Origin of the sequence: Streptomyces sp. NPDC015242, from assembly GCF_043079125.1 — a bacterium.
Lineage (GTDB): Bacteria > Actinomycetota > Actinomycetes > Streptomycetales > Streptomycetaceae > Streptomyces.
Genome location: NZ_JBIBUF010000007.1, coordinates 472307 through 490852 on the forward strand (window position 1 = coordinate 472307; position 18546 = coordinate 490852).

17 protein-coding genes are annotated in these 18546 nt (G+C 72.5%); 16 read left to right on the forward strand and 1 reads right to left on the reverse strand.

The annotated features are described in order from the left end of the window. Window positions 1-115: 115 nt before the first annotated feature. Genes ACF07N_RS25060 through ACF07N_RS25105 form a run of 10 tightly spaced genes read left to right on the forward strand, consistent with a single transcriptional unit; the run spans window position 116 to window position 10462 of the window. Window positions 116-1243 (forward strand): LLM class flavin-dependent oxidoreductase, encoded by a 1128-nt coding sequence (locus tag ACF07N_RS25060; RefSeq protein WP_383586339.1) that lies wholly within the window; start codon window positions 116-118, stop codon window positions 1241-1243. Beyond that, window positions 1240-1776, forward strand: coding sequence for a GNAT family N-acetyltransferase (locus ACF07N_RS25065; RefSeq protein ID WP_392116795.1), 537 nt, complete (start codon window positions 1240-1242; stop codon window positions 1774-1776). Before ACF07N_RS25060 ends, ACF07N_RS25065 begins: the two co-directional genes overlap by 4 nt. Next, window positions 1773-2726: an ABC transporter substrate-binding protein gene (locus tag ACF07N_RS25070; RefSeq protein ID WP_392116798.1), complete on the forward strand. Its 954-nt coding sequence runs from the start codon at window positions 1773-1775 to the stop codon at window positions 2724-2726. The genes ACF07N_RS25065 and ACF07N_RS25070 overlap by 4 nt, the downstream gene beginning before the upstream one ends. 22 nt (window positions 2727-2748) lie before the next feature. After that, window positions 2749-3768, forward strand: a complete 1020-nt coding sequence (locus ACF07N_RS25075) for an amino acid ABC transporter permease (protein WP_392116801.1) — start codon at window positions 2749-2751, stop codon at window positions 3766-3768. Continuing rightward, a complete protein-coding gene (locus ACF07N_RS25080) occupies window positions 3765-4529 on the forward strand; it encodes an amino acid ABC transporter ATP-binding protein (protein ID WP_383334714.1) in 765 nt (254 codons plus the stop codon). The genes ACF07N_RS25075 and ACF07N_RS25080 overlap by 4 nt, the downstream gene beginning before the upstream one ends. Window positions 4530-4567: 38 nt before the next feature. Further along, the gene (locus ACF07N_RS25085; protein WP_392116804.1) at window positions 4568-5560 is read left to right on the forward strand and encodes an ABC transporter substrate-binding protein; all 993 of its coding nucleotides are present in this window, start codon (window positions 4568-4570) and stop codon (window positions 5558-5560) included. A gap of 24 nt (window positions 5561-5584) precedes the next feature. After that, window positions 5585-6787 carry an LLM class flavin-dependent oxidoreductase gene (locus tag ACF07N_RS25090; protein ID WP_392116807.1) on the forward strand — a complete coding sequence of 401 codons (1203 nt, stop codon included), beginning with the start codon at window positions 5585-5587 and terminating at the stop codon, window positions 6785-6787. Window positions 6788-6808: 21 nt separating this feature from the next. After that, window positions 6809-8182, forward strand: a complete 1374-nt coding sequence (locus ACF07N_RS25095) for an NtaA/DmoA family FMN-dependent monooxygenase (protein ID WP_392116810.1) — start codon at window positions 6809-6811, stop codon at window positions 8180-8182. Next, window positions 8179-9279 (forward strand): LLM class flavin-dependent oxidoreductase, encoded by a 1101-nt coding sequence (locus ACF07N_RS25100; RefSeq protein WP_392116813.1) that lies wholly within the window; start codon window positions 8179-8181, stop codon window positions 9277-9279. The genes ACF07N_RS25095 and ACF07N_RS25100 overlap by 4 nt, the downstream gene beginning before the upstream one ends. Next, on the forward strand, window positions 9272-10462 hold the full coding sequence (locus ACF07N_RS25105; protein WP_392116815.1) for an LLM class flavin-dependent oxidoreductase: 1191 nt from the start codon (window positions 9272-9274) through the stop codon (window positions 10460-10462). The genes ACF07N_RS25100 and ACF07N_RS25105 overlap by 8 nt, the downstream gene beginning before the upstream one ends. 27 nt (window positions 10463-10489) lie before the next feature. Here ACF07N_RS25105 and ACF07N_RS25110 read toward each other — a convergent pair whose 3' ends face one another. Next, on the reverse strand, window positions 10490-11404 hold the full coding sequence (locus tag ACF07N_RS25110) for a LysR family transcriptional regulator (protein ID WP_383334726.1): 915 nt from the start codon (window positions 11402-11404) through the stop codon (window positions 10490-10492). Between the two features lie 394 nt (window positions 11405-11798). On the opposite strand from ACF07N_RS25110, the gene sfnG reads away from it, so the two are divergent. The 6 genes from sfnG to ACF07N_RS25140 are packed head-to-tail and all read left to right on the forward strand — an operon-like array spanning window position 11799 to window position 18420. Further along, window positions 11799-12926: a dimethylsulfone monooxygenase SfnG gene (sfnG, locus tag ACF07N_RS25115; protein ID WP_392116818.1), complete on the forward strand. Its 1128-nt coding sequence runs from the start codon at window positions 11799-11801 to the stop codon at window positions 12924-12926. A 36-nt stretch (window positions 12927-12962) separates the two neighbouring features. Further along, window positions 12963-14180, forward strand: coding sequence for an acyl-CoA dehydrogenase family protein (locus tag ACF07N_RS25120; protein WP_392116821.1), 1218 nt, complete (start codon window positions 12963-12965; stop codon window positions 14178-14180). 12 nt (window positions 14181-14192) lie between these two features. Next, a complete protein-coding gene (ssuE, locus tag ACF07N_RS25125) occupies window positions 14193-14750 on the forward strand; it encodes an NADPH-dependent FMN reductase (RefSeq protein ID WP_383346198.1) in 558 nt (185 codons plus the stop codon). After that, complete coding sequence (locus ACF07N_RS25130; RefSeq protein WP_383346195.1) at window positions 14747-15943, forward strand: SfnB family sulfur acquisition oxidoreductase; 1197 nt, start codon at window positions 14747-14749, stop codon at window positions 15941-15943. The genes ssuE and ACF07N_RS25130 overlap by 4 nt, the downstream gene beginning before the upstream one ends. Before the next feature lie 33 nt (window positions 15944-15976). Beyond that, window positions 15977-17134: an LLM class flavin-dependent oxidoreductase gene (locus tag ACF07N_RS25135; RefSeq protein ID WP_383346192.1), complete on the forward strand. Its 1158-nt coding sequence runs from the start codon at window positions 15977-15979 to the stop codon at window positions 17132-17134. Window positions 17135-17178: 44 nt separating this feature from the next. Continuing rightward, window positions 17179-18420 (forward strand): vanadium-dependent haloperoxidase, encoded by a 1242-nt coding sequence (locus ACF07N_RS25140; RefSeq protein ID WP_392116826.1) that lies wholly within the window; start codon window positions 17179-17181, stop codon window positions 18418-18420. The last annotated feature ends 126 nt before the right edge of the window (window positions 18421-18546 follow it).

The window sequence follows — 18546 nt, forward strand, 5'->3', positions numbered from 1 at the left end:
ACGCACGGCGTCGTCACACCCTCATCGCCCGCTGCCCTGACGCTTCGTCAACTCTGTTTCCATGCGGGGCGGTTCGTCCTGCCCGCGTGCGCTCGCTCCCGAAAGGGCCACTGCCATGCCTGTGGAATTCCTCGGCATCGCCGCCACCAACGACGGCTCCGAGACCACCCCGCGCTCCGGCGCCGCCTTCGACAAGGACTACACCCTCCGGCTCGCCCGGGCCCACGAGGACCACGGCTGGGACCGCGTGCTCTTCGCCTACGGCTCGGGCTCACCCGACCCGGCCCCGGCCGCCGCGTACGTCGCGAGCCGCCTGGAGCGCCTGCAGATCCTCCTCGCCCACCGCCCCAACGTGTCGTACCCGACGTTCGCCGCCAAGACCTTCGCCACCCTCGACCAGATCAGCGAGGGCCGGCTGACCGTCCACTTCATCACCGGCGGCAACGACCACGAACAGCGCCGCGAGGGCGACACCCTCACCAAGGACGAGCGCTACGCCCGCACCCGCGAGTACATCCGCGTCGTCAAGAAGATCTGGACCACGCACGAGCCCTTCGACCACGAGGGCGAGCACTACCGCTTCCACGACTTCGTCAGCGACGTCTTCCCCGTCCAGCAGCCGCGCCCCGGCGTGTCGTTCGGCGGCTCGTCGCCCGCCGCCTATGCCGCCGGCGGCGCGGAGGCCGACATCTACTGCCTGTGGGGCGAGCCGCTGGAGAAGACCGCCGAGCAGATCGAGGCGGTGCGGGCCGCCGCGAAGGCCGCGGGCCGCACCGACGTGCCGCGCATCCAGGTGGCGTTCCGCCCGATCATCGCCCCGACCGAGGAACTGGCCTGGGAGAAGGCCCACCGCACGGTCGGCGCCATCCGGGAGCAGGGCGCGGCCGGGCTGAAACGGCGCCACCGCACCGGCGCCCCGCAGAACACCGGCTCCCAGCGGCTGCTCGCCATCGCCGAGGCGGGGGAGCGCTACGACCGCGCCCTGTGGACCCCGACGGCCGCGGCGACCGGCGGCGCGGGCAACTCCAACGCCCTGGTCGGCACCCCCGAGACGGTCGCCCGGGCCCTCCTCGACTACTACGACCTCGGCGTCGACATCCTCTCCGCCCGCGGCTACGACCTGCTGGGCGACGCCATCGACTTCGGCCGGTACGTGATCCCCCTCGTCCGTGAGGAGGTCGCCAGGCGCGACGCCGAACGGGCGGCGCGCGCTCAGCGGACCCTGCCGGCGGTGGGCGCATGACGTCCGTGACCGAGACGCCGGAGCGGGCCTTTGACGTGACCGTCGTCCACGTTCCCGTCTCCCACCCGCTCGTCGGGCCGCTCCTGCGCGAACTGGGCCACGAGTACTCCACGCGCTACGGCAAGGACGCGCACGCCGAGATCTCCCGCTACCCGGACGAGGAGTTCACCCCGGCGCACGGCGGCCTGCTCCTGCTGCTGCTCGAACGCGGCAGACCCGTCGCGGGCGGTGCGTTCCGCCGTCACGACGCGGCCACCGCCGAACTCAAGCGGATCTGGACGCACTCCGCGCACCGCCGGCGCGGGCTGGCCCGCCGCGTGCTCGCCGAGCTGGAGCGCGAGGCCGCCGCGCGCGGCTACCGCCGGATCTACCTCACCACCGGGCCACGCCAGCCGGAAGCCCGCGGCCTGTACCTGCGCACCGGCTACACGCCGCTGTTCGACACCGAGGCCGACCCGGAAACCATCGGCCCGCTGCCCTTCGAGAAGCACCTGCCCGTCCCCCCGTCCCCCGGAAAGGCCACGGACCTGTGAAACTCCCCGCTCCCGGAGGCCGCCTCCGCGCCCCCGCCGTCCTCGCGCTGCTGCCGCTGCTCGCGCTGACCGCGTGCGGCTCCGGCGGCTCCGGCGGCACCGCGGCCGTGGGTGCCCAGGCTTCCCCCGCACCCACCAGCGACCCGGTCGCCTCCGTGCGCAAGGTGGACGCGGTCGCCGCCCTGCTGCCCGCCGACGTCCGCCGGTCGGGCACGCTGCGGGTCGGCAGTTCGATCGGATTCCCGCCGGGGGCGTACTACCCGAACGGGCCGGACCGCGCGCCCGCAGGCCAGGACATCGACCTCGCCGACGCCGTCGCCAAGGTCCTCGGCGTGAAACTGCGCCGCCAGGACGCCTCGTTCGAGACGATCCTGCCCGCCCTCGGCAGCGGCAAGTACGACGTCGGCACCGGCAACTTCGGTGTCACCACCGAACGCCTGAAGACCATCGACTTCGTCACCTACGTCAACGACGGCCAGGGCTTCGCGGTGAAGAAGGGCAACACCGCGCTGAAGAAGGTCACCGACCTCACCCAGCTGTGCGGGCTGACCGTCGGCACCGGCGCCGGCACCACCTTCGAGACGACCCTCACCGCGCAGAAGGGGGTGTGCGCCAAGGCCGGGAAGAAGCCCTACGACGTGAAGGTCTACTCCGAGAACGGGGCCACCCTCACGGCACTCCAGCAGGGCCGCATCGACGTGATCATGTCGACCATCAACGGCCTGCGGTACCAGGCCGCTCAGCCCGCCGCGCAGACCACGTTCCTCGGCGAGTACCACCGCCTCGACGTCGGCTTCGCCTTCAAGAAGGGCTCCCCGCTCACCAAGGCCTTCCGGGCCGCCGTCAATGAACTGATCAAGAACGGCACCTACGCCCGGATCCTGAAGAAATGGGGCACCTCCGCCTCCGCGATCGAGACGTCGCGCATCAACCCGCCCGAGCACGCGTAAGAGTCGAGCAGGACACACCACGATGGCATCCACCACCGACGCCGCGCCGCCCGCGGCCACCCGCCCCCAGGTCCCACCCGCCCCGGACGATCCCGCCACCCTGAAGGTCGTCCCCGCCCGCCACTACGCCCGCTGGGCCGCGGCCCTCGCCGTGGTCGTGCTGGTCGCCCAGTTCGTGCACGGACTGGCCACCAACCCGGTCTGGGAGTGGGGCGTCTTCCGCGACTACGTCCTGTCGGAGACGATCGTGCAGGCGGTCTGGGTGACGCTGCAGCTCACCGCCTGCGCCACGGTCCTCGGCTTCGTCCTGGGCACCGTGCTCGCGTTCATGCGGCTCTCCCGCAGCCCGGTGCTGCAGACCGTCGCCTGGACGTACATCTGGATCTTCCGGTCGATCCCGATGATCGTGCAGCTGGTGTTCTGGTTCAACCTGAGCGCCCTCTACCAGGAGCTGGGCGTCGGCATCCCGTTCGGCCCGGTCTTCTGGTCGTTCGACAGCAACACCCTCATCGGCACCATCGGCGCCGCGATCATCGGGCTGACGCTGCACCAGGCCGCCTACGCCGCCGAGATCGTCCGGGGCGGGGTCCTCTCCGTCGACCACGGGCAGCTGGAGGCCGCCGCGGCGCTGGGCATCCCCCGGCTTCGGCAGATCCGGCGCATCGTGCTGCCCCAGGCCATGCGCGCCATCCTGCCCACGGCCGGCAACGAGATCATCGGCCTGCTCAAGGGCACCTCGGTGGTCTACGTCATGGCCATCGGCGAGCTGTTCTACCAGGTGCAGGTCATCTACGGCCGCAACGGCCGGGTGATCCCGCTGCTCCTGGTCGCCACCGCCTGGTACGTGGTGCTGACCTCCCTGCTGTCCCTCGCCCAGTACTACGTCGAACGCCGCTACGCCAGGGGAGCCGACCGCACCCCTCCGCCGACCCCGCTCCAGCGCGCCCGGCGCTTCGTGCGCACGCTGCGCGCCGCGGCCGCCCGGCGCGACCGGCCCGTCGTACCGCTGACCGCCCTGGGAACCGTGGGAGAGAGCCGATGAGCGAGGTGATGGTGGACGTCCACGGCGTCCACAAGAGTTTCGGCCCGCTGGAGGTGCTGCGCGGCGTCGACCTGCGGGTGCGGGCCGGCGAGGTCGCCGTGATCCTGGGCCCGTCGGGTTCCGGCAAGTCCACGCTGCTGCGCACCATCAACCACCTGGAGAAGGTCAGCCGAGGCTGGATCAGCGTCGACGGCGAACTCATCGGCTACCGCCGCTCCGGCAGCAGACTGCACGAGCTGAAGGAGAAGGAGGTCCTCAAGCAGCGCACCCACATCGGGTTCGTCTTCCAGAACTTCAACCTCTTCCCCCACCTGACCGTGCTGGACAACCTCGTCGAGGCACCGGTCTCCGCCCTGCGCCGCCCGCGCGGGGAGGCGGAGGAGACGGCCCGCCGGCTCCTTGACCGGGTCGGCCTCGCCGACAAGGCCGGCGCCTACCCGCGGCAGCTCTCCGGCGGCCAGCAGCAGCGCGTGGCCATCGCCCGCGCGCTCGCCCTCGAACCGAAGGTGCTGCTCTTCGACGAACCCACCTCGGCGCTCGACCCCGAACTGGTCGGCGAGGTCCTCGACGTCATCAAGGACCTGGCCCGCACCGGCACCACCATGATCGTCGTCACCCACGAGATCGGCTTCGCCCGCGAGGTCGCCGACACCGTGGTCTTCATGGACGACGGAGTCGTCGTGGAACAGGGCCCGCCCTCGGCCGTCCTCGACGCCCCGCAGCACGAGCGCACCCGCGCCTTCCTGTCCAAGGTCCTCTGACCTCCCCCCGCCCGTTCCGCATCGCAAGGAGCACCACCGTGGCCCTCACCCTCACCGCCCGCCGCACCACCGCGGCAGCCGTCGCCCTCACCACCGCCCTCGTCCTGGCCGGCTGCGCCAACCCCACCGACGGCGGCACGGCCGAGGTCGCGGCCACACCCGGCGGCAGGACCACCGTCAAGATCAACACCAGTCCGGACCAGAACCGCGTCACCACCGGCAAGGTCGACTCCATCGCCGCCGAGGTCCCGGAGCGGATCCGCAAGAGAGGCACGCTGGAGCTCGTCGCCTCCTCCGGCTCCGCCGCCCCGCTGACCTTCTACGCCACCGACAACAAGACCGTCATCGGCGTGGAACCCGACCTCGCCCACCTCGTCGCCGACGTCCTGGGCCTGAAGCCGCGCATCAACACCGTCTCCTGGGAGAACATCTTCGTCGGCCTCGACAGCGGCAAATACGACGCCGCCCTGAGCAACATCACCGTCACCGAGGAGCGCAAGGAGAAGTACGACTTCGCCACCTACCGTGAGGACAACCTGGGCTTCGAGGCCAAGAAGGGCAGCGGCCTGAAGGTCACCGGTCCGGAGGACGTGGCGGGCCGGACGGTCGCCGTCAGCAGCGGCACCAACCAGGAGAAGCTGCTGATCGAGTGGAGCAAGGAGAACGAGAAGGCCGGCCGCGAACCGGTGGACATCAAGTACTACCAGGACGACAGCGACACCTACCTCGCCCTCCAGTCCGGCCGCATCGACCTCTACCTCGGTCCCAACCCGACCGCCGCCTACCACGCGGCCACCAGCGGCAAGACGGAGGTCGTCGGCACCTACTCCGGCGCCGGCGCCACCCTCCAGGGCCTCATCGCCGCCACCACCAAGAAGGACAGCGGCCTGGTCAAGCCGCTCGCCGACGCCCTCGACCACGTCATCGCCAACGGCACCTACGCCAAGGTGCTGCGGCGCTGGGGCCTGTCCGAGGAGGCCGTCACCACGTCCGAGATCAACCCCCCCGGCCTGCCCAGGACCAACAAGTAGGCGACCAGCGCAGGAAGGCCTCTCATGTCCTCGACCACACCGTCACCCCTGCACCTCGCCGTCGCCCTGGACGGCACCGGCTGGCACCCCGCCTCCTGGCGCGAGCCCGGAGCCCGGCCCCGCGACCTGTTCACCGCCGCCTACTGGGCCGACCTGGTAGCCGAGGCCGAACACGGACTGCTCGACTTCGTCACCTTCGAAGACGGCCTGGGCCCCCAGTCCTCCCATCCGTTCGACCCGGACGAGCGCACCGACCAGGTGCGCGGGCGCCTCGACGCCGTCCTCGTCGCCTCCCGCGTCGCACCGCTGACCCGGCACATCGGCCTCGTCCCGACGGTCGTCGCCACCCACACGGAGCCCTTCCACGTCTCCAAGGCGATCGCCACCCTCGACTACGTCAGCGGCGGCCGCGCGGGCCTCCGGGTGCAGATCACCGCACGCCCCAACGAGGCCGCCCACTTCGGCCGGCGCACCGTCGCGCGCATCGAGGCCTACGACAGCCCCGACGCCCTGGCCACGGTGACCGACCTGTTCGACGAGGCCGCCGACCACGTGGAGGTCGTGCGCCGCCTCTGGGACAGCTGGGAGGACGACGCCGAGATCCGGGACGCCGCCACGGGCCGCTTCATCGACCGCGACAAGCTGCACTACATCGACTTCACCGGCAGGCACTTCAGCGTCCGCGGGCCCTCCATCACGCCCCGTCCGCCCCAGGGCCAGCCGATCGTCAGCGCCCTCGCCCACGACACCGTCCCCTACCGGCTCGTGGCCCGCGCCACCGACGTCGGCTACGTCACCCCCCACGACGGCGACGAGGCCCGCACCGTCGTCGACCGGATCCGCGCCGAACAGGCCGCCGCCGGGCGGGCGTCGGAGCCGTTGCACGTCTTCGGCGACCTCGTCGTCTTCCTCGACGGCCACCCGGACGCCGCGCGGGCACGCCGGGAGCGGCTCGACGCGCTCGCCGGCGGGCCGTTCACGAGCGACGCTCCCGTCTTCACCGGAACGCCCTCCCAACTCGCCGACCTCCTGCAGCACTTGGCGGACTCCGGGCTGTCCGGGTTCCGGCTGCGGCCCGGCGCCGTCGCCCACGACCTGCCGGCGATCACCCGCGGCCTGGTCCCGGAGCTGCAGCGCCGCGGCGTCTTCCGCCGCGCCTACGAGGCCGGCACCCTGCGCGGCCTGCTGGGCCTGGCCCGCCCCGCCAACCGCTACGCCGCCGTCTGAGCCGGAGGGATCCCGGAACCGATGACCAAGCCCCTGAAGCAGATCCACCTGGCCGCGCACTTCCCCGGCGTCAACAACACCACCGTCTGGAGCGACCCCCGGGCCGGCAGCCACATCGAGTTCAGCTCCTTCGCACACTTCGCCCGCACCGCCGAACGCGCCAAGTTCGACTTCCTGTTCCTCGCCGAAGGGCTCCGCCTGCGCGAACAGGGCGGGGCGATCTACGACCTGGACGTGGTCGGACGCCCCGACACCTTCACCGTCCTCGCCGCGCTCGCCGCCGTCACCGAACGCCTCGGGCTGACCGGCACCATCAACTCCACCTTCAACGAGCCCTACGAGGTCGCCCGCCAGTTCGCCAGCCTCGACCACCTCTCCGGCGGCCGCGCGGCCTGGAACGTCGTCACGTCCTGGGACGCCTTCACCGGTGAGAACTTCCGCCGCGGCGGCTTCCTGCCGCAAGACGAGCGCTACTCCCGCGCCAAGGAGTTCCTCGCCACCGCCCACGAACTGTTCGACTCCTGGCACGGCGACGAGATCCTCGCCGACCAGGCCACCGGCCGCTTCCTGTCGGACGCCAAGGCCGGTTCCTTCGCGCACTCCGGCCGGCACTTCGACATCCACGGCCGGTTCAACGTCCCCCGCTCCCCACAGGGCCGTCCCGTCATCTTCCAGGCCGGTGACTCCGAGGAGGGGCGCGAGTTCGCCGCGGCCGAAGCGGACGCCGTCTTCAGCCGGCACGGCACCCTGGAAGCGGGCCGGGCCTTCTACACCGACGTCAAGAACCGCCTCGCCAGGTACGGCCGCCGCCGCGACCAGCTGCTCATCCTGCCCGCCGCGACCTTCGCCCTCGCCGACACCGACGCCGAGGCCGAGGAACTCGCGCGCGAGGTGCGCCGGCAGCAGGTCAGCGGAGCCACCGCCCTGAGACACCTGGAGTTCGTCTGGAACCGGGACCTGTCCGCCTACGACCCGGACGGCCCGCTCCCCGACATCGACCCGGACGTCACGGAGGACCACATCTCACAGGGACGCGCCCAGGTCCGCATGTACCGGGACCCGCTCGCCACCGCCCGTGAGTGGCGGGAACTGGCCGCGGCCCACGGGTGGTCCATCCGCGACCTGGTCATCCACACCGGCAACCGGCAGACCTTCGTCGGCTCCCCGGCCACCATCGCCCGGACCCTCGACCACTTCGTCCAGACCGACGCGAGCGACGGCTTCATCCTCGTCCCGCACCTCACCCCGACCGGCCTCGACGAGTTCGCCGACAAGGTCGTCCCCCTGCTGCAGGAACGGGGCGTGTACCGCACCGAGTACACGGGCACGACCCTGCGCGACCACCTCGGCCTGGCCCACCCGGACGGCCTCCGCGACGAACCGGTGGCGTCGTGAGGTTCCTCGCCATCACACTGATCGCGCACCGGCCGGACCCCGTCACCGGTGCCCTCGCCTCCCCGCACGACCGCTTCCGGGAGGTCCTCGGCAACGCCGTGCTCGCCGAGGAACTGGGCTTCGACGGCTTCGGTGTCGGCGAGCGGCACGAGCGGCCGTTCCTGTCCTCCTCCCCGACCGTCGTCCTCGGCCACGTCGCGGCACTCACCCGCCGCATCCGGCTCTTCACCGCCGTCACCACCCTCAGCCTGCTCGACCCGGTGCGCGCCTACGAGGACCACGCCACCCTGGACCACCTCAGCGAGGGCCGGCTGGACCTGATCATCGGCAAGGGCAACGGCACCGCCCAGCGCGAGCTGTTCCACGTCACGCCGGAGGACCAGTGGGACCGCAACGCCGAGAGCTACGAGGTGTTCCGGCGTCTGTGGCGCGAGGACAAGGTGACCGCGCAGACCCGCTTCCGCCCCCCGCTGACCGACGCCGAGGTGCACCCTCGCCCGTACCAGCGGCCCGTGCGCGTCTGGCACGGCAGCGCGACCAGCAAGGAGTCGGTCGACCTCGCCGCCCGCTACGGCGACCCGCTGTTCTCCGCCAACGTCACCCACCCCGTCGAGCCGTACGCCGAGCTGATCCGCCACTACCGCGAGCGCTGGGAGCACTACGGCCACGACCCGGCCCGCATCGCGGTCGGCGCCGGCACGGCCGGCCTCCACGTGGCACCGACCTCCCAGCAGGCCCTCGCCGCCTACCGGCCGGTCTTCGAGGCGAACCTCGCCTTCGCCCGGCGGACGGGGCTCCCCGTGGTGTTCGAGACCCTGGAGGACTTCGCCGAGCGCAGCTCCGCCCTGATCGGCAGCCCCGAGCAGGTCATCGACAAGGTGCACCGCTACCACGAGCGGTTCGGCCACACGGTGCTCCACGTCCAGGCCGACGCGGGCGGCCTGACCGAGTCCCGGCACCGCCACTCGCTGGAGCTGTTCCAGTCCGCGGTGGCGCCGGTGCTGCGCGCCGGCATCCCCGACCCGCCGTTCGCGTGGGCCCCCGTCCTGCCGGCACCACCGACCGCTCGTCCACAAGAAGGGCTGGCCCATGCCTGACATCCCCCTCGGCGTCCTCGACCTGGTCCCCGTCTCCTCCGGATCCACGGCGGCGGAGGCCCTGCACCACTCCATCGACCTCGCCCGGCACGCCGAGCGACTCGGCTACGCCCGCTACTGGTTCGCCGAGCACCACCTCAACCCCGGCGTGGCGGGCACCTCCCCGGCGGTCGTGCTGGCCCTGACCGCCGGGGCCACCTCCACCATCCGGCTCGGCTCCGGTGCCGTCCAGCTCGGTCACCGCACCGCCCTGTCCACGGTCGAGGAGTTCGGCCTGATCGACGCCCTGCACCCCGGCCGCCTCGACCTGGGCCTGGGCCGCTCCGGCGGCCGCCCGCCGGGGGAGAGCGCCACCGTCACGCAGGACCCCCCGGCCACCGCCGGCCGTGCCCCGAACGGGCTGCTCATCCCGCCCCGGTTCTCCTTCACCCACCTGCTCGGCTCACCCCGCGTCGCCCTGCAGCGCACCCTGCTGCAACTGCCCAACGCCGAGTCGCAGGACTACGCCGAGCAGATCGACGACATCCTCGCCCTGCTGGCCGGCACCTACCGCTCCCCGGAAGGCCTGGAGGCGCACGCCGTGCCGGGCGAGGGCGCCGACGTCGACGTGTGGATCCTGGGCAGCAGCGGTGGCACGAGCGCCGAGGTCGCGGGCGCCCGCGGTCTGCGGTTCGCCGCGAACTACCACGTCAGCCCCGCCACCGTCCTGGAAGCGGTGGACGGCTACCGCTCCTTCTTCAAGCCCTCCGCGTTCCTCGACCGGCCCTACGTCAGCGTCTCCGCCGACGTCGTCGTCGCCGAGGACGACGCGACCGCCCGGGAACTCGCCACCGGTTACGACCTGTGGGTGCGCAGCATCCGCACCGCCGAGGGCGCCATCCCCTACCCGACACCCGACCAGGCGCGCGCCCACATATGGAGCGACGAGGACCGCGAACTCGTGCGGGACCGCGTCGACACCCGGTTCGTGGGCTCCCCGGGCCGGGTCGCGGACCAGCTGGAGCAACTCCAGGAGGCCACGGATGCCGACGAGTTGCTGATCACGACCATCACGCACGGACACGCGGACCGGGTCCGCTCCTACGAACTGCTCGCCCGGGAATGGAGCCGCCGGGGGCACCTGCCCGGGACGCCCACCGGTGCGTCCGCCACGGTCCCGGCCCCGCGCACGCCCGCCCGGTGACGGCCGCGGGCCCCGGCCCGCGGCCCCTCACGGGCCCGAAGCGGCCCGGTAGGCACCCGCGTTGCGCACGAACAGCTCCTGCAGGTCGCGGACGGCCCGCGGGACGGAACCGGCGTGCCGGCGCTGCAGGACCAGCAGCACCTCGGTGGCCTCCTCCGCCAGCGGCCGCACGGTGATCGTGCCCCGCCGCTCCAGCGGGTCCCCGACGACGCTGAAGTCCGGCAGCACCGTCGCCCCGAGTCCCTCCGCGACCATCAGCTTGCCCATCTCGGCGCCGTCGGTGGAGTAGGAGAAGGCCGGGGCCCGGCCACGCAGCAGCCGGTGCAGGAAGCGGTGCATGACGTAGCCGGACCGCATCACGACCAGCGGCTCGGCCAGCAGACTGTCCGTGTCCACCGTCTCCAGGGCCGCGAGCGGACTGTCGGGGCGCACGCACACCACGGGCCTGCCCCGCAGCAGCTCGGTGGTCTCGAAACCGGGCGGCAGGTCGTCGCCCTCCAGGTAGTTCACCAGACCCAGGTCGAACGAGCCCTCCAGCAGCCCGCGGTGGATCCGGGACTGCTGCGCGCCCACCAACTCGACCTGGGTGAGCGGGTGCGAGGAGCGGAACTCCCGCACGGTCGGGATGACCAGCGGCACCGTGGCCGTGTTGACCGTGCCGAGCCGCACCATGCGGCTGATGCGGTGCTGGTCGTCCGCCGCGCCCCGCAGCCGGTCGACCGCGTCCAGCACGCTCATGATGTGCGGCAGCAGCTCCCGCCCCTCGTCGCTGATCTTCGCGCCGGACCGCTTGCGCTCCAGCAGGTCCACACCGAGTTCCCGTTCCAGGTTGCGCACCGTCTCGCTGAGGGCCGGCTGGGACACGTGCAGTTCCTCGGCGGCCCGCCGCAGCGACCCGAGCCGGGTGACGGCGGCGATGTATTCGAGCTGTTCGATACGCACGACAGGAGACTGCCGACCGCACCGGGCCGGGTTCAAGGGAATCCCTGTCACAACCTCGTGAATACCGAGGCCCAGCATGTGAAATCAGGCCTGGCATTCTTGACCGTCCGGACGTCGCGCTGCTTTGATCGAAGGCATGAAGCGACAGGATCTCACGCGGCGACGCCATGTCGATCTCGCGCGTGTCTGCAGCTCCCGCTGTCGCTGTCGGGCCTGAGCGCTCCGAGGGAAACCCTCGCATCCGCGCCCCCCGTCCCTCCCTTCCGTGAATTCCCGTCCCGGCCGCTTCCTCCTGTGACAGCGGTTCACCCGGGAACGCCGCTTCGGCACGCGTGAATTCACGGAAGTCCCTCGTCACGCTTTCGCGCAGCATTCGCAGGCCAGGAGTTTCCCCATGCCCGAATTCCCCGGAACCGACCCCGTCCGCTTCGCCTACTGGGTGCCGAACGTCAGTGGCGGCCTCGTCACCAGCACCATCGAGCAGCGCACCGACTGGGGCTACGACTACAACCGTGAACTGGCCGTGCTCGCCGAGAACAACGGCTTCGACTACGCCCTCAGCCAGGTCCGCTACATGGCCAGCTACGGCGCCGAGTACCAGCACGAGTCGACCAGTTTCAGCCTCGCCCTGCTCCTCGCCACGCAACGGCTGAAGGTCATCGCCGCCGTCCACCCCGGGCTCTGGCACCCGGGCGTCCTCGCCAAGCTCGGCGCCACCGCCGACCACCTCTCGGGCGGCCGCTTCGCCGTCAACGTCGTCAGCGGCTGGTTCAAGGGCGAGTTCACGGCCCTGGGCGAGCCCTGGCTGGAGCACGACGAACGCTACCGCCGCGCCGAGGAGTTCATCACCGCGCTGCGCCGCATCTGGACCGAGGACCACGCCGAACTCGCCGGAGACTTCTACCGGCTGCGTGACTTCTCCCTCAAGCCCAAGCCGCTCAACACCCCTGAGCGCCCGCACCCGGAGATCTTCCAGGGTGGCAACTCCACCGCGGCGCGGGCCATGGCCGGCCGCGTCTCCGACTGGTACTTCAGCAACGGCAAGGACTTCGACGGCGTCGTCGAGCAGATCACCGACGTCCGCGCCTCCGCCGCGCAAGCGGGCCGCACACCGCCGAAGTTCGGCCTCAACGGCTTCCTCATCGCCCGCGACACCGAGGCCGAGGCGCGTGAGACGCTCCGCGAGATCGTCGCCAAGGCCGACACGCCCGCCGTCCACGGCTTCCGCGACGCCGTCCGGCAGGCCGGGCAGTCCACCGCCGACGGCAAGGGCATGTGGCAGGACTCCACCTTCGAGGACCTCGTCCAGTACAACGACGGCTTCCGCACCGGCCTGATCGGCACACCCGAGCAGATCGCCGAGCGGATCGTCGCCTACAAGCGGCTCGGCGTCGACCTCTTCCTCCTCGGCTTCCTGCACTACCTCGAAGAGGTCGAGTACTTCGGCAAGCGGGTGCTGCCCCTGGTGCGCGAACTGGAGGCGCAGCAGCCCGCACCGGAACCCGTCGCCGCCCGCGCCTGACCGCTCCGCCCCACCGAAACGAAAGGGATCACCCCCATGAGCACCGTCGCCCGCACCGACTGGCGAACCGCACCGCTCCCGCAGGACGCCGAGGGCTGGATCGCCCGCGCCTCGGAGGTCGCCGCCGTCCTCGCCACCGATGCCGCGGCCCGGGACAAGGCCGGCGCCACACCCCACGAGGAGGTCCGGCTCCTGAAGGACTCCGGCCTGGTCACCCTGCTCGGACCCGTCGAGCACGGCGGAGGGGGCCAGAACTGGCCCACCGCCTACCGTGTCGTCCGCGAGGTCGCCAAGGCGGACGGCTCCATCGGCCAGCTGCTCGGCTACCACTACCTGTGGAACTGGGCCGCCCGCCTGGTCGGCACCCGCGAGCAGTGGGAGCACGTCGAGGCCGAAGCCGCGCGCCACCGCTGGTTCTTCGGCGGCGCCGTCAACCCGCGCGACGCCGACGTCGTCGTGCGCGACGAGGGCGACACCCTCACCTTCACCGGCCGCAAGACCTTCTCCACCGGCAGCAAGGTCTCCGACGTCACCGTGCTCGAAGGCGTCCTGGAGGGCACCGAGGACCACGTCTTCGCGATCGTCCCCTCCGACAGCGAGGGCCTGACCTTCCACGACGACTGGGACAACATCGGCCAGCGGCTCACCGAGAGCGGCGGCGTCACCCTCGACGCCGTGCGCGTCCCCTGGTCGGCCGCCGCCGGGTACGTGGACAAGCGGTTCCGGCCCCGTGTGTACAACACGCTGAACGTGCCGACCATCCAGCTGGTCTTCGTCAGCTTCTACCTCGGCATCGCGGCCGGTGCCCTGGAGACCGCCGCCACCTACACCCGTGCCAAGTCCCGCCCCTGGCTGCACGGCGGCCACGACCGGGCCGTGGACGAGCCGTACGTGATCGACACCTACGGCGACCTCACCGCCAAGCTGTGGGCCGTCGAGGCCCTGGCCGACGCCGTGGCCGCCGAGGGGCAGAAACTGCACGACGACCCGGACGCGGTCACCGAGCAGGCCCGCGGCGAGTTCGAGGTGCGGGTGGCCGCCGTGAAGGCCCGGGCCACCGACGTCGCCCTGGAGATCACCAACCGCATCTTCGAGGTGACCGGGGCCCGCGCCACCGCCTCCGCCGAGGGCCTGGACCGCTTCTGGCGCAACGTCCGCACCCACACGCTCCACGACCCCGTGGCCTACAAGCGCCGCGAGGTCGGACGTCACGTCCTGACCGGCGAACTGCCGCAGCCCACCTGGTACTCCTGAAAGGTCCCTGCCATGGCCACGATCCTGTCCGTCTCCGGCAGCCCCTCCGCCACTTCCCGCACCGCGCGCCTCCTGCGCCACCTGGACCAGCGGCTCATCGCGCAGGGACACCAGGTGATCCCCCTCGACGTCCGCGACCTGCCCGCCGAGGCCCTGCTCGGGGCCGACTTCCGGCACCCGGCGATCGTCCAGGCCACGGCGCTGGTCGAGCGGGCGGACGGGGTCGTGGTCGGCACCCCCGTCTACAAAGCCGCCTACTCCGGGCTGCTGAAGTCCCTGCTCGACCTGCTCCCGCAGTACGCGCTGGCCGGCAAGACCATCCTCCCGCTGGCCACCGGCGGCTCCGTCGCCCACGTCCTGGCCATCGACTACGCGCTGCGCCCCGTCCTCAGCTCCATGGGCGCCACGCACATCGTCCCGGGCTGGTTCACCCTCGACAAGGACATCACGGCGGGTGACGACGGCACCCTCACCGTCGCACCCGGCTCGGCGGAGGCCCTGGCGCAGGTCACGGACCAGTTCTCCGCCGCCCTGGGCGGCCGCACGACGGTACTGGCGGCCACGGGGTGAGCGCCGCGCACGTGATCGCCGACGACGCCGAGGCGCTCAGCGTCGCCGCGGCACTCGCCGCGGAGTTCCGCAAGGGCGCCGCCGAGCGGGACGCGAACCGCCGGCTGCCGCACGCGGAGGTGGAGCGGCTCTCGGCGTCGGGGCTGCTCGCCGTGACCGTGCCGGCCGAGTCCGGGGGCGCCGACGTCGGCGCCACCACCCTCGCCGAGATCTTCCGGCTGCTGGCCACCGCGGACGCCAGCCTCGCCCAGATCCCGCAGAGCCACTTCGTGTACGTCAACGTGCTGCGCCGCCAGGGGACGCCGGAGCAGCAGCGGTTCTTCTTCGGCGAGGTGCTGGCCGGCCGGCGTTTCGGCAACGCCCAGTCCGAGGCGGGCACCCGGCACGTCCAGGACCTGCGCACCCGGCTCGCGCCGCGCCCGGACGGCTCGTACGTCCTCGACGGCGTCAAGCACTACTGCACCGGCGCCCTGTTCGCCGACTGGATCCCCGTCCTCGCCCGCGCCGGGGACGGCACCCTGCACGTCGCGTACGTCCCGCGGGACGCCCCGGGGCTCACCGTGACCGACGACTGGGACGGCATGGGGCAGCGCACCACCGCCAGCGGAACCGTCCGCCTGGAGTCGGTGCGCGTCCCCGCCGACCGGGTCGTCCCGCACCACCTCACCTTCCGCGGCCCCCAACTCCACGGTGCGGTGGCCCAGTTGCTGCACGCGGCCATCGACACCGGGATCGCCGCCGGTGCGCTGGCCGAGGCGGTGGACTTCGTCCGCGCCAAGAGCCGTCCGTGGTTCGAGAGCGTCGACGAGGGGCACGCCACCGCGGCCGAGGACCCGCTGCTGATCCAGCGCTTCGGCGAACTGGCCATCCGGGTCCGCGCGGCCGAGGCGCTGCTGCGCGAGGCCGCCCGCGCGGTCGACACGGCCGGTGCCGGCCTGACCGACGACTCGGCCGCCGCCGCCTCCGTCGCCGTGGCCACCGCCAAGGTGGCCGCGGCGGAGGCGGCCGTGGAACTCGGCAGCGCCCTCTTCGAGGTCTCCGGGACCCGAGCGGCGCTCGACTCCCTCGGCCTGCACCGCCACTGGCGGGACGCCCGCACCCACTCCCTGCACGACCCGGCCCGCTGGAAGGTCCAGCACATCGGCCGCTACGTGCTGAACGGCACCAGGCCGCCCCGGCACGGACTTCTTTGACCGACCCCCCAGCGCACCCGATCGGAGCCCCGCGTGTCCCTCACCTTCCACTGGTTCCTGCCCACCAACGGCGACAGCCGCCATGTCGTCGGCGGCGGCCACGGCACCCCGGCGACGGAGACCGGCCGCGACCGCCCGCCGACGGTCGGCTACCTGAGCCAGATCGCCCGGGCCGCCGAGGACCTCGGCTTCGTCGGCGCCCTGACCCCGACGGGCGCCTGGTGCGAGGACGCCTGGCTGACCACGGCCATGGTCAGCCAGCGGACCGAGCGGCTGAAGTTCCTCGTCGCCTTCCGGCCCGGCTTCGTCTCGCCGACGCTCGCCGCCCAGATGGCCTCCACCTACCAGCGGCAGACCGGAGGACGCCTGCTGCTCAACGTCGTCACCGGTGGCGAGAGCCACGAGCAGCGGGCCTACGGCGACTTCCTCGACAAGGACGCCCGCTACCGCCGTACCGGCGAGTTCCTCCAGGTGGTACGGGAGTTGTGGGCCGGAAAGACCGTCGACCTGCACGGCGAGCACCTCCAGGTCGAGGACGCGCGCCTGGCGCGGGTGCCCGACCCCGTCCCCCAGGTGTATTTCGGCGGCTCCTCACCGATCGCCGGGGAGGTCGCCGCCCGGCACGCCGACGTGTACCTCACCTGGGGCGAGCCGCCCGCCCAGGTCGCCGAGAAGATCGCCTGGGTACGGACGCTGGCCGCCCGGGAGGGCCGCACCCTCCGCTTCGGCATCCGGCTGCACGTCATCACCCGCGACACCTCCCAGCAGGCCTGGGCGGAGGCCGACCGGCTCCTGGCCGGCTTCGACGAGGAGACCGTGGCGTCGGTCCAGGCGGGGCTCGCCCGCAGCGAGTCGGAGGGACAGCGGCGCATGCTCGCCCTGCACGGCGGCGGCAGCCGCGACCGCCTGGAGATCCACCCCAACCTGTGGGCCGGCATCGGCCTGGTGCGCGGTGGCGCGGGCACCGCCCTGGTCGGCAGCCACGACGAGGTCGCCGAGCGCATCCAGGAGTACGCGGCCCTCGGCATCGAGGAGTTCGTGCTCTCCGGCTATCCGCACCTGGAGGAGGCGTACTGGTTCGGTGAGGGCGTCCTGCCCCGGCTGCGGGCGCGCGGCCTGTGGCGGCACCCCTTCGGCCTGCAGGCGTCCCCCTCCGCGCAGGTGCCGTTCGCCGGCGCGGGACGTCCGTGAACGCCTCACCCCCCACCCGCACCACCGCGACCGAAGGAGAACGCGTGAGCCCGTACAGATCCCGCCCCGCCGCCGTCGCGCTGGGCGCGGCGGTGCTGCTGGCCGCGTCCGTGGCCGTACCCCGGGCCGCCGCCGCCGACCGTGACACGGCACTCACCTGGTACGACGCGACGGCCGAGACCGTCGCGGCCGCCGGGGCGCCCACCCAGATCACCAACAGCCGTACCTGGGCGATCGGTTGGCTCGCCGCGGCGCGCGCCACCCGGAGCGTGCCGGCCGGCGTGGAGCGCGGCCCCTACCAACGGGCGGCCCTGGCCGCCGCCGTGCACCGCGCGCTGGTCACGCTCGTCCCGGGCCGCACGGAGCAACTCGACGCGACCTACCGGGAAAGCCTCGACGCCGTCCCCGACGGCCCGGCGGAGCAGCGCGGCGTCGCGGCGGGGGAGCGGCAGGCCCGCCTCCTGCTCGCCTCGCGGGAGGGCGACGGCCTCGACCCCGGCTCGGTCAACGCCCCCTATCCCGTGCGGCCGGCGGCGCCCGGTGTGTGGCAGCCGACCCCACCCGCCTACGCTCCGGCGGCCCAGTACGGCAACCGCGTCGCCGAACCGTTCGCGCTCACCACCCCGAGCCGGTTCCGGCTCGGCCCGCCACCCGCGCTGGACTCCGCCCGCTACGCCGCCGACCTCGCCGAGGTACGGGCGTACGGCGCGGCGGACAGCACCGTGCGCAGCGCCCGGCAGACCGAGACCGCCACCTTCTGGCTCGGTTCCTCCCTCACCCTCTACACCGAGCCGCTGCGTGTGGCCCTCTCCCGCACGAGCCAGGGACCGTCCGGGCAGGCGCGGCTGGTGGCGCTCTTCCACGTGGCGCTGGTGGACACGCAGATCGCCACCGCCGACAGCAAGTACGCCCATGAGCGCTGGCGTCCGGTGACGGCGATCCGCACCGGCACCCTCGACCCCGACCCTGACTGGGCGCCGTTGCACACGACCCCGGCGCACCCGGACTACCCGAGCGGTCACAACACCTACGCGGGGGCGGCGGAGACCGTGCTGTCGGCGCTCGTGGGCCCGCGGACCGCCCCGTTCGGCCTGACCAGCCCCACCGCGCCCGGGGTGACCCGGACCTACACCGCGTGGCGGCAGCTCTCGGACGAGAACGTGGACGCCCGCGTCCTGTCCGGCATCCACACCCGCTCCGCCGACGAAGCCGGCATCACGCTCGGCAAGAAGGTGGCCCGGTACGTGCTGAGCGACGCGGGGCGCCTGCTGGCCGACCCGTCCTGAGCCGATCCGCGATCAGTCCGAAAAATACGCCTTAGGGCCGTTTTGTCATGTCAGGCGTGGTTAATCGAGGAGGGTGCGTGCGGGACGGGGGCCGCAGCAGATCCACGGGCGGTGCCTGAGGGAGAG

What these genes read in the sequence shown, in the direction of transcription:
- ACF07N_RS25060 (WP_383586339.1), top strand. Translation starts at nt 116, where the DNA reads ATGCCTGTGGAATTCCTCGGCATCGCCGCCACCAACGACGGCTCCGAG.
- ACF07N_RS25065 (WP_392116795.1), top strand. Translation starts at nt 1,240, where the DNA reads ATGACGTCCGTGACCGAGACGCCGGAGCGGGCCTTTGACGTGACCGTC.
- ACF07N_RS25075 (WP_392116801.1), top strand. Translation starts at nt 2,749, where the DNA reads ATGGCATCCACCACCGACGCCGCGCCGCCCGCGGCCACCCGCCCCCAG.
- ACF07N_RS25080 (WP_383334714.1), top strand. Translation starts at nt 3,765, where the DNA reads ATGAGCGAGGTGATGGTGGACGTCCACGGCGTCCACAAGAGTTTCGGC.
- ACF07N_RS25090 (WP_392116807.1), top strand. Translation starts at nt 5,585, where the DNA reads ATGTCCTCGACCACACCGTCACCCCTGCACCTCGCCGTCGCCCTGGAC.
- ACF07N_RS25095 (WP_392116810.1), top strand. Translation starts at nt 6,809, where the DNA reads ATGACCAAGCCCCTGAAGCAGATCCACCTGGCCGCGCACTTCCCCGGC.
- ACF07N_RS25105 (WP_392116815.1), top strand. Translation starts at nt 9,272, where the DNA reads ATGCCTGACATCCCCCTCGGCGTCCTCGACCTGGTCCCCGTCTCCTCC.
- sfnG (WP_392116818.1), top strand. Translation starts at nt 11,799, where the DNA reads ATGCCCGAATTCCCCGGAACCGACCCCGTCCGCTTCGCCTACTGGGTG.
- ACF07N_RS25120 (WP_392116821.1), top strand. Translation starts at nt 12,963, where the DNA reads ATGAGCACCGTCGCCCGCACCGACTGGCGAACCGCACCGCTCCCGCAG.
- ssuE (WP_383346198.1), top strand. Translation starts at nt 14,193, where the DNA reads ATGGCCACGATCCTGTCCGTCTCCGGCAGCCCCTCCGCCACTTCCCGC.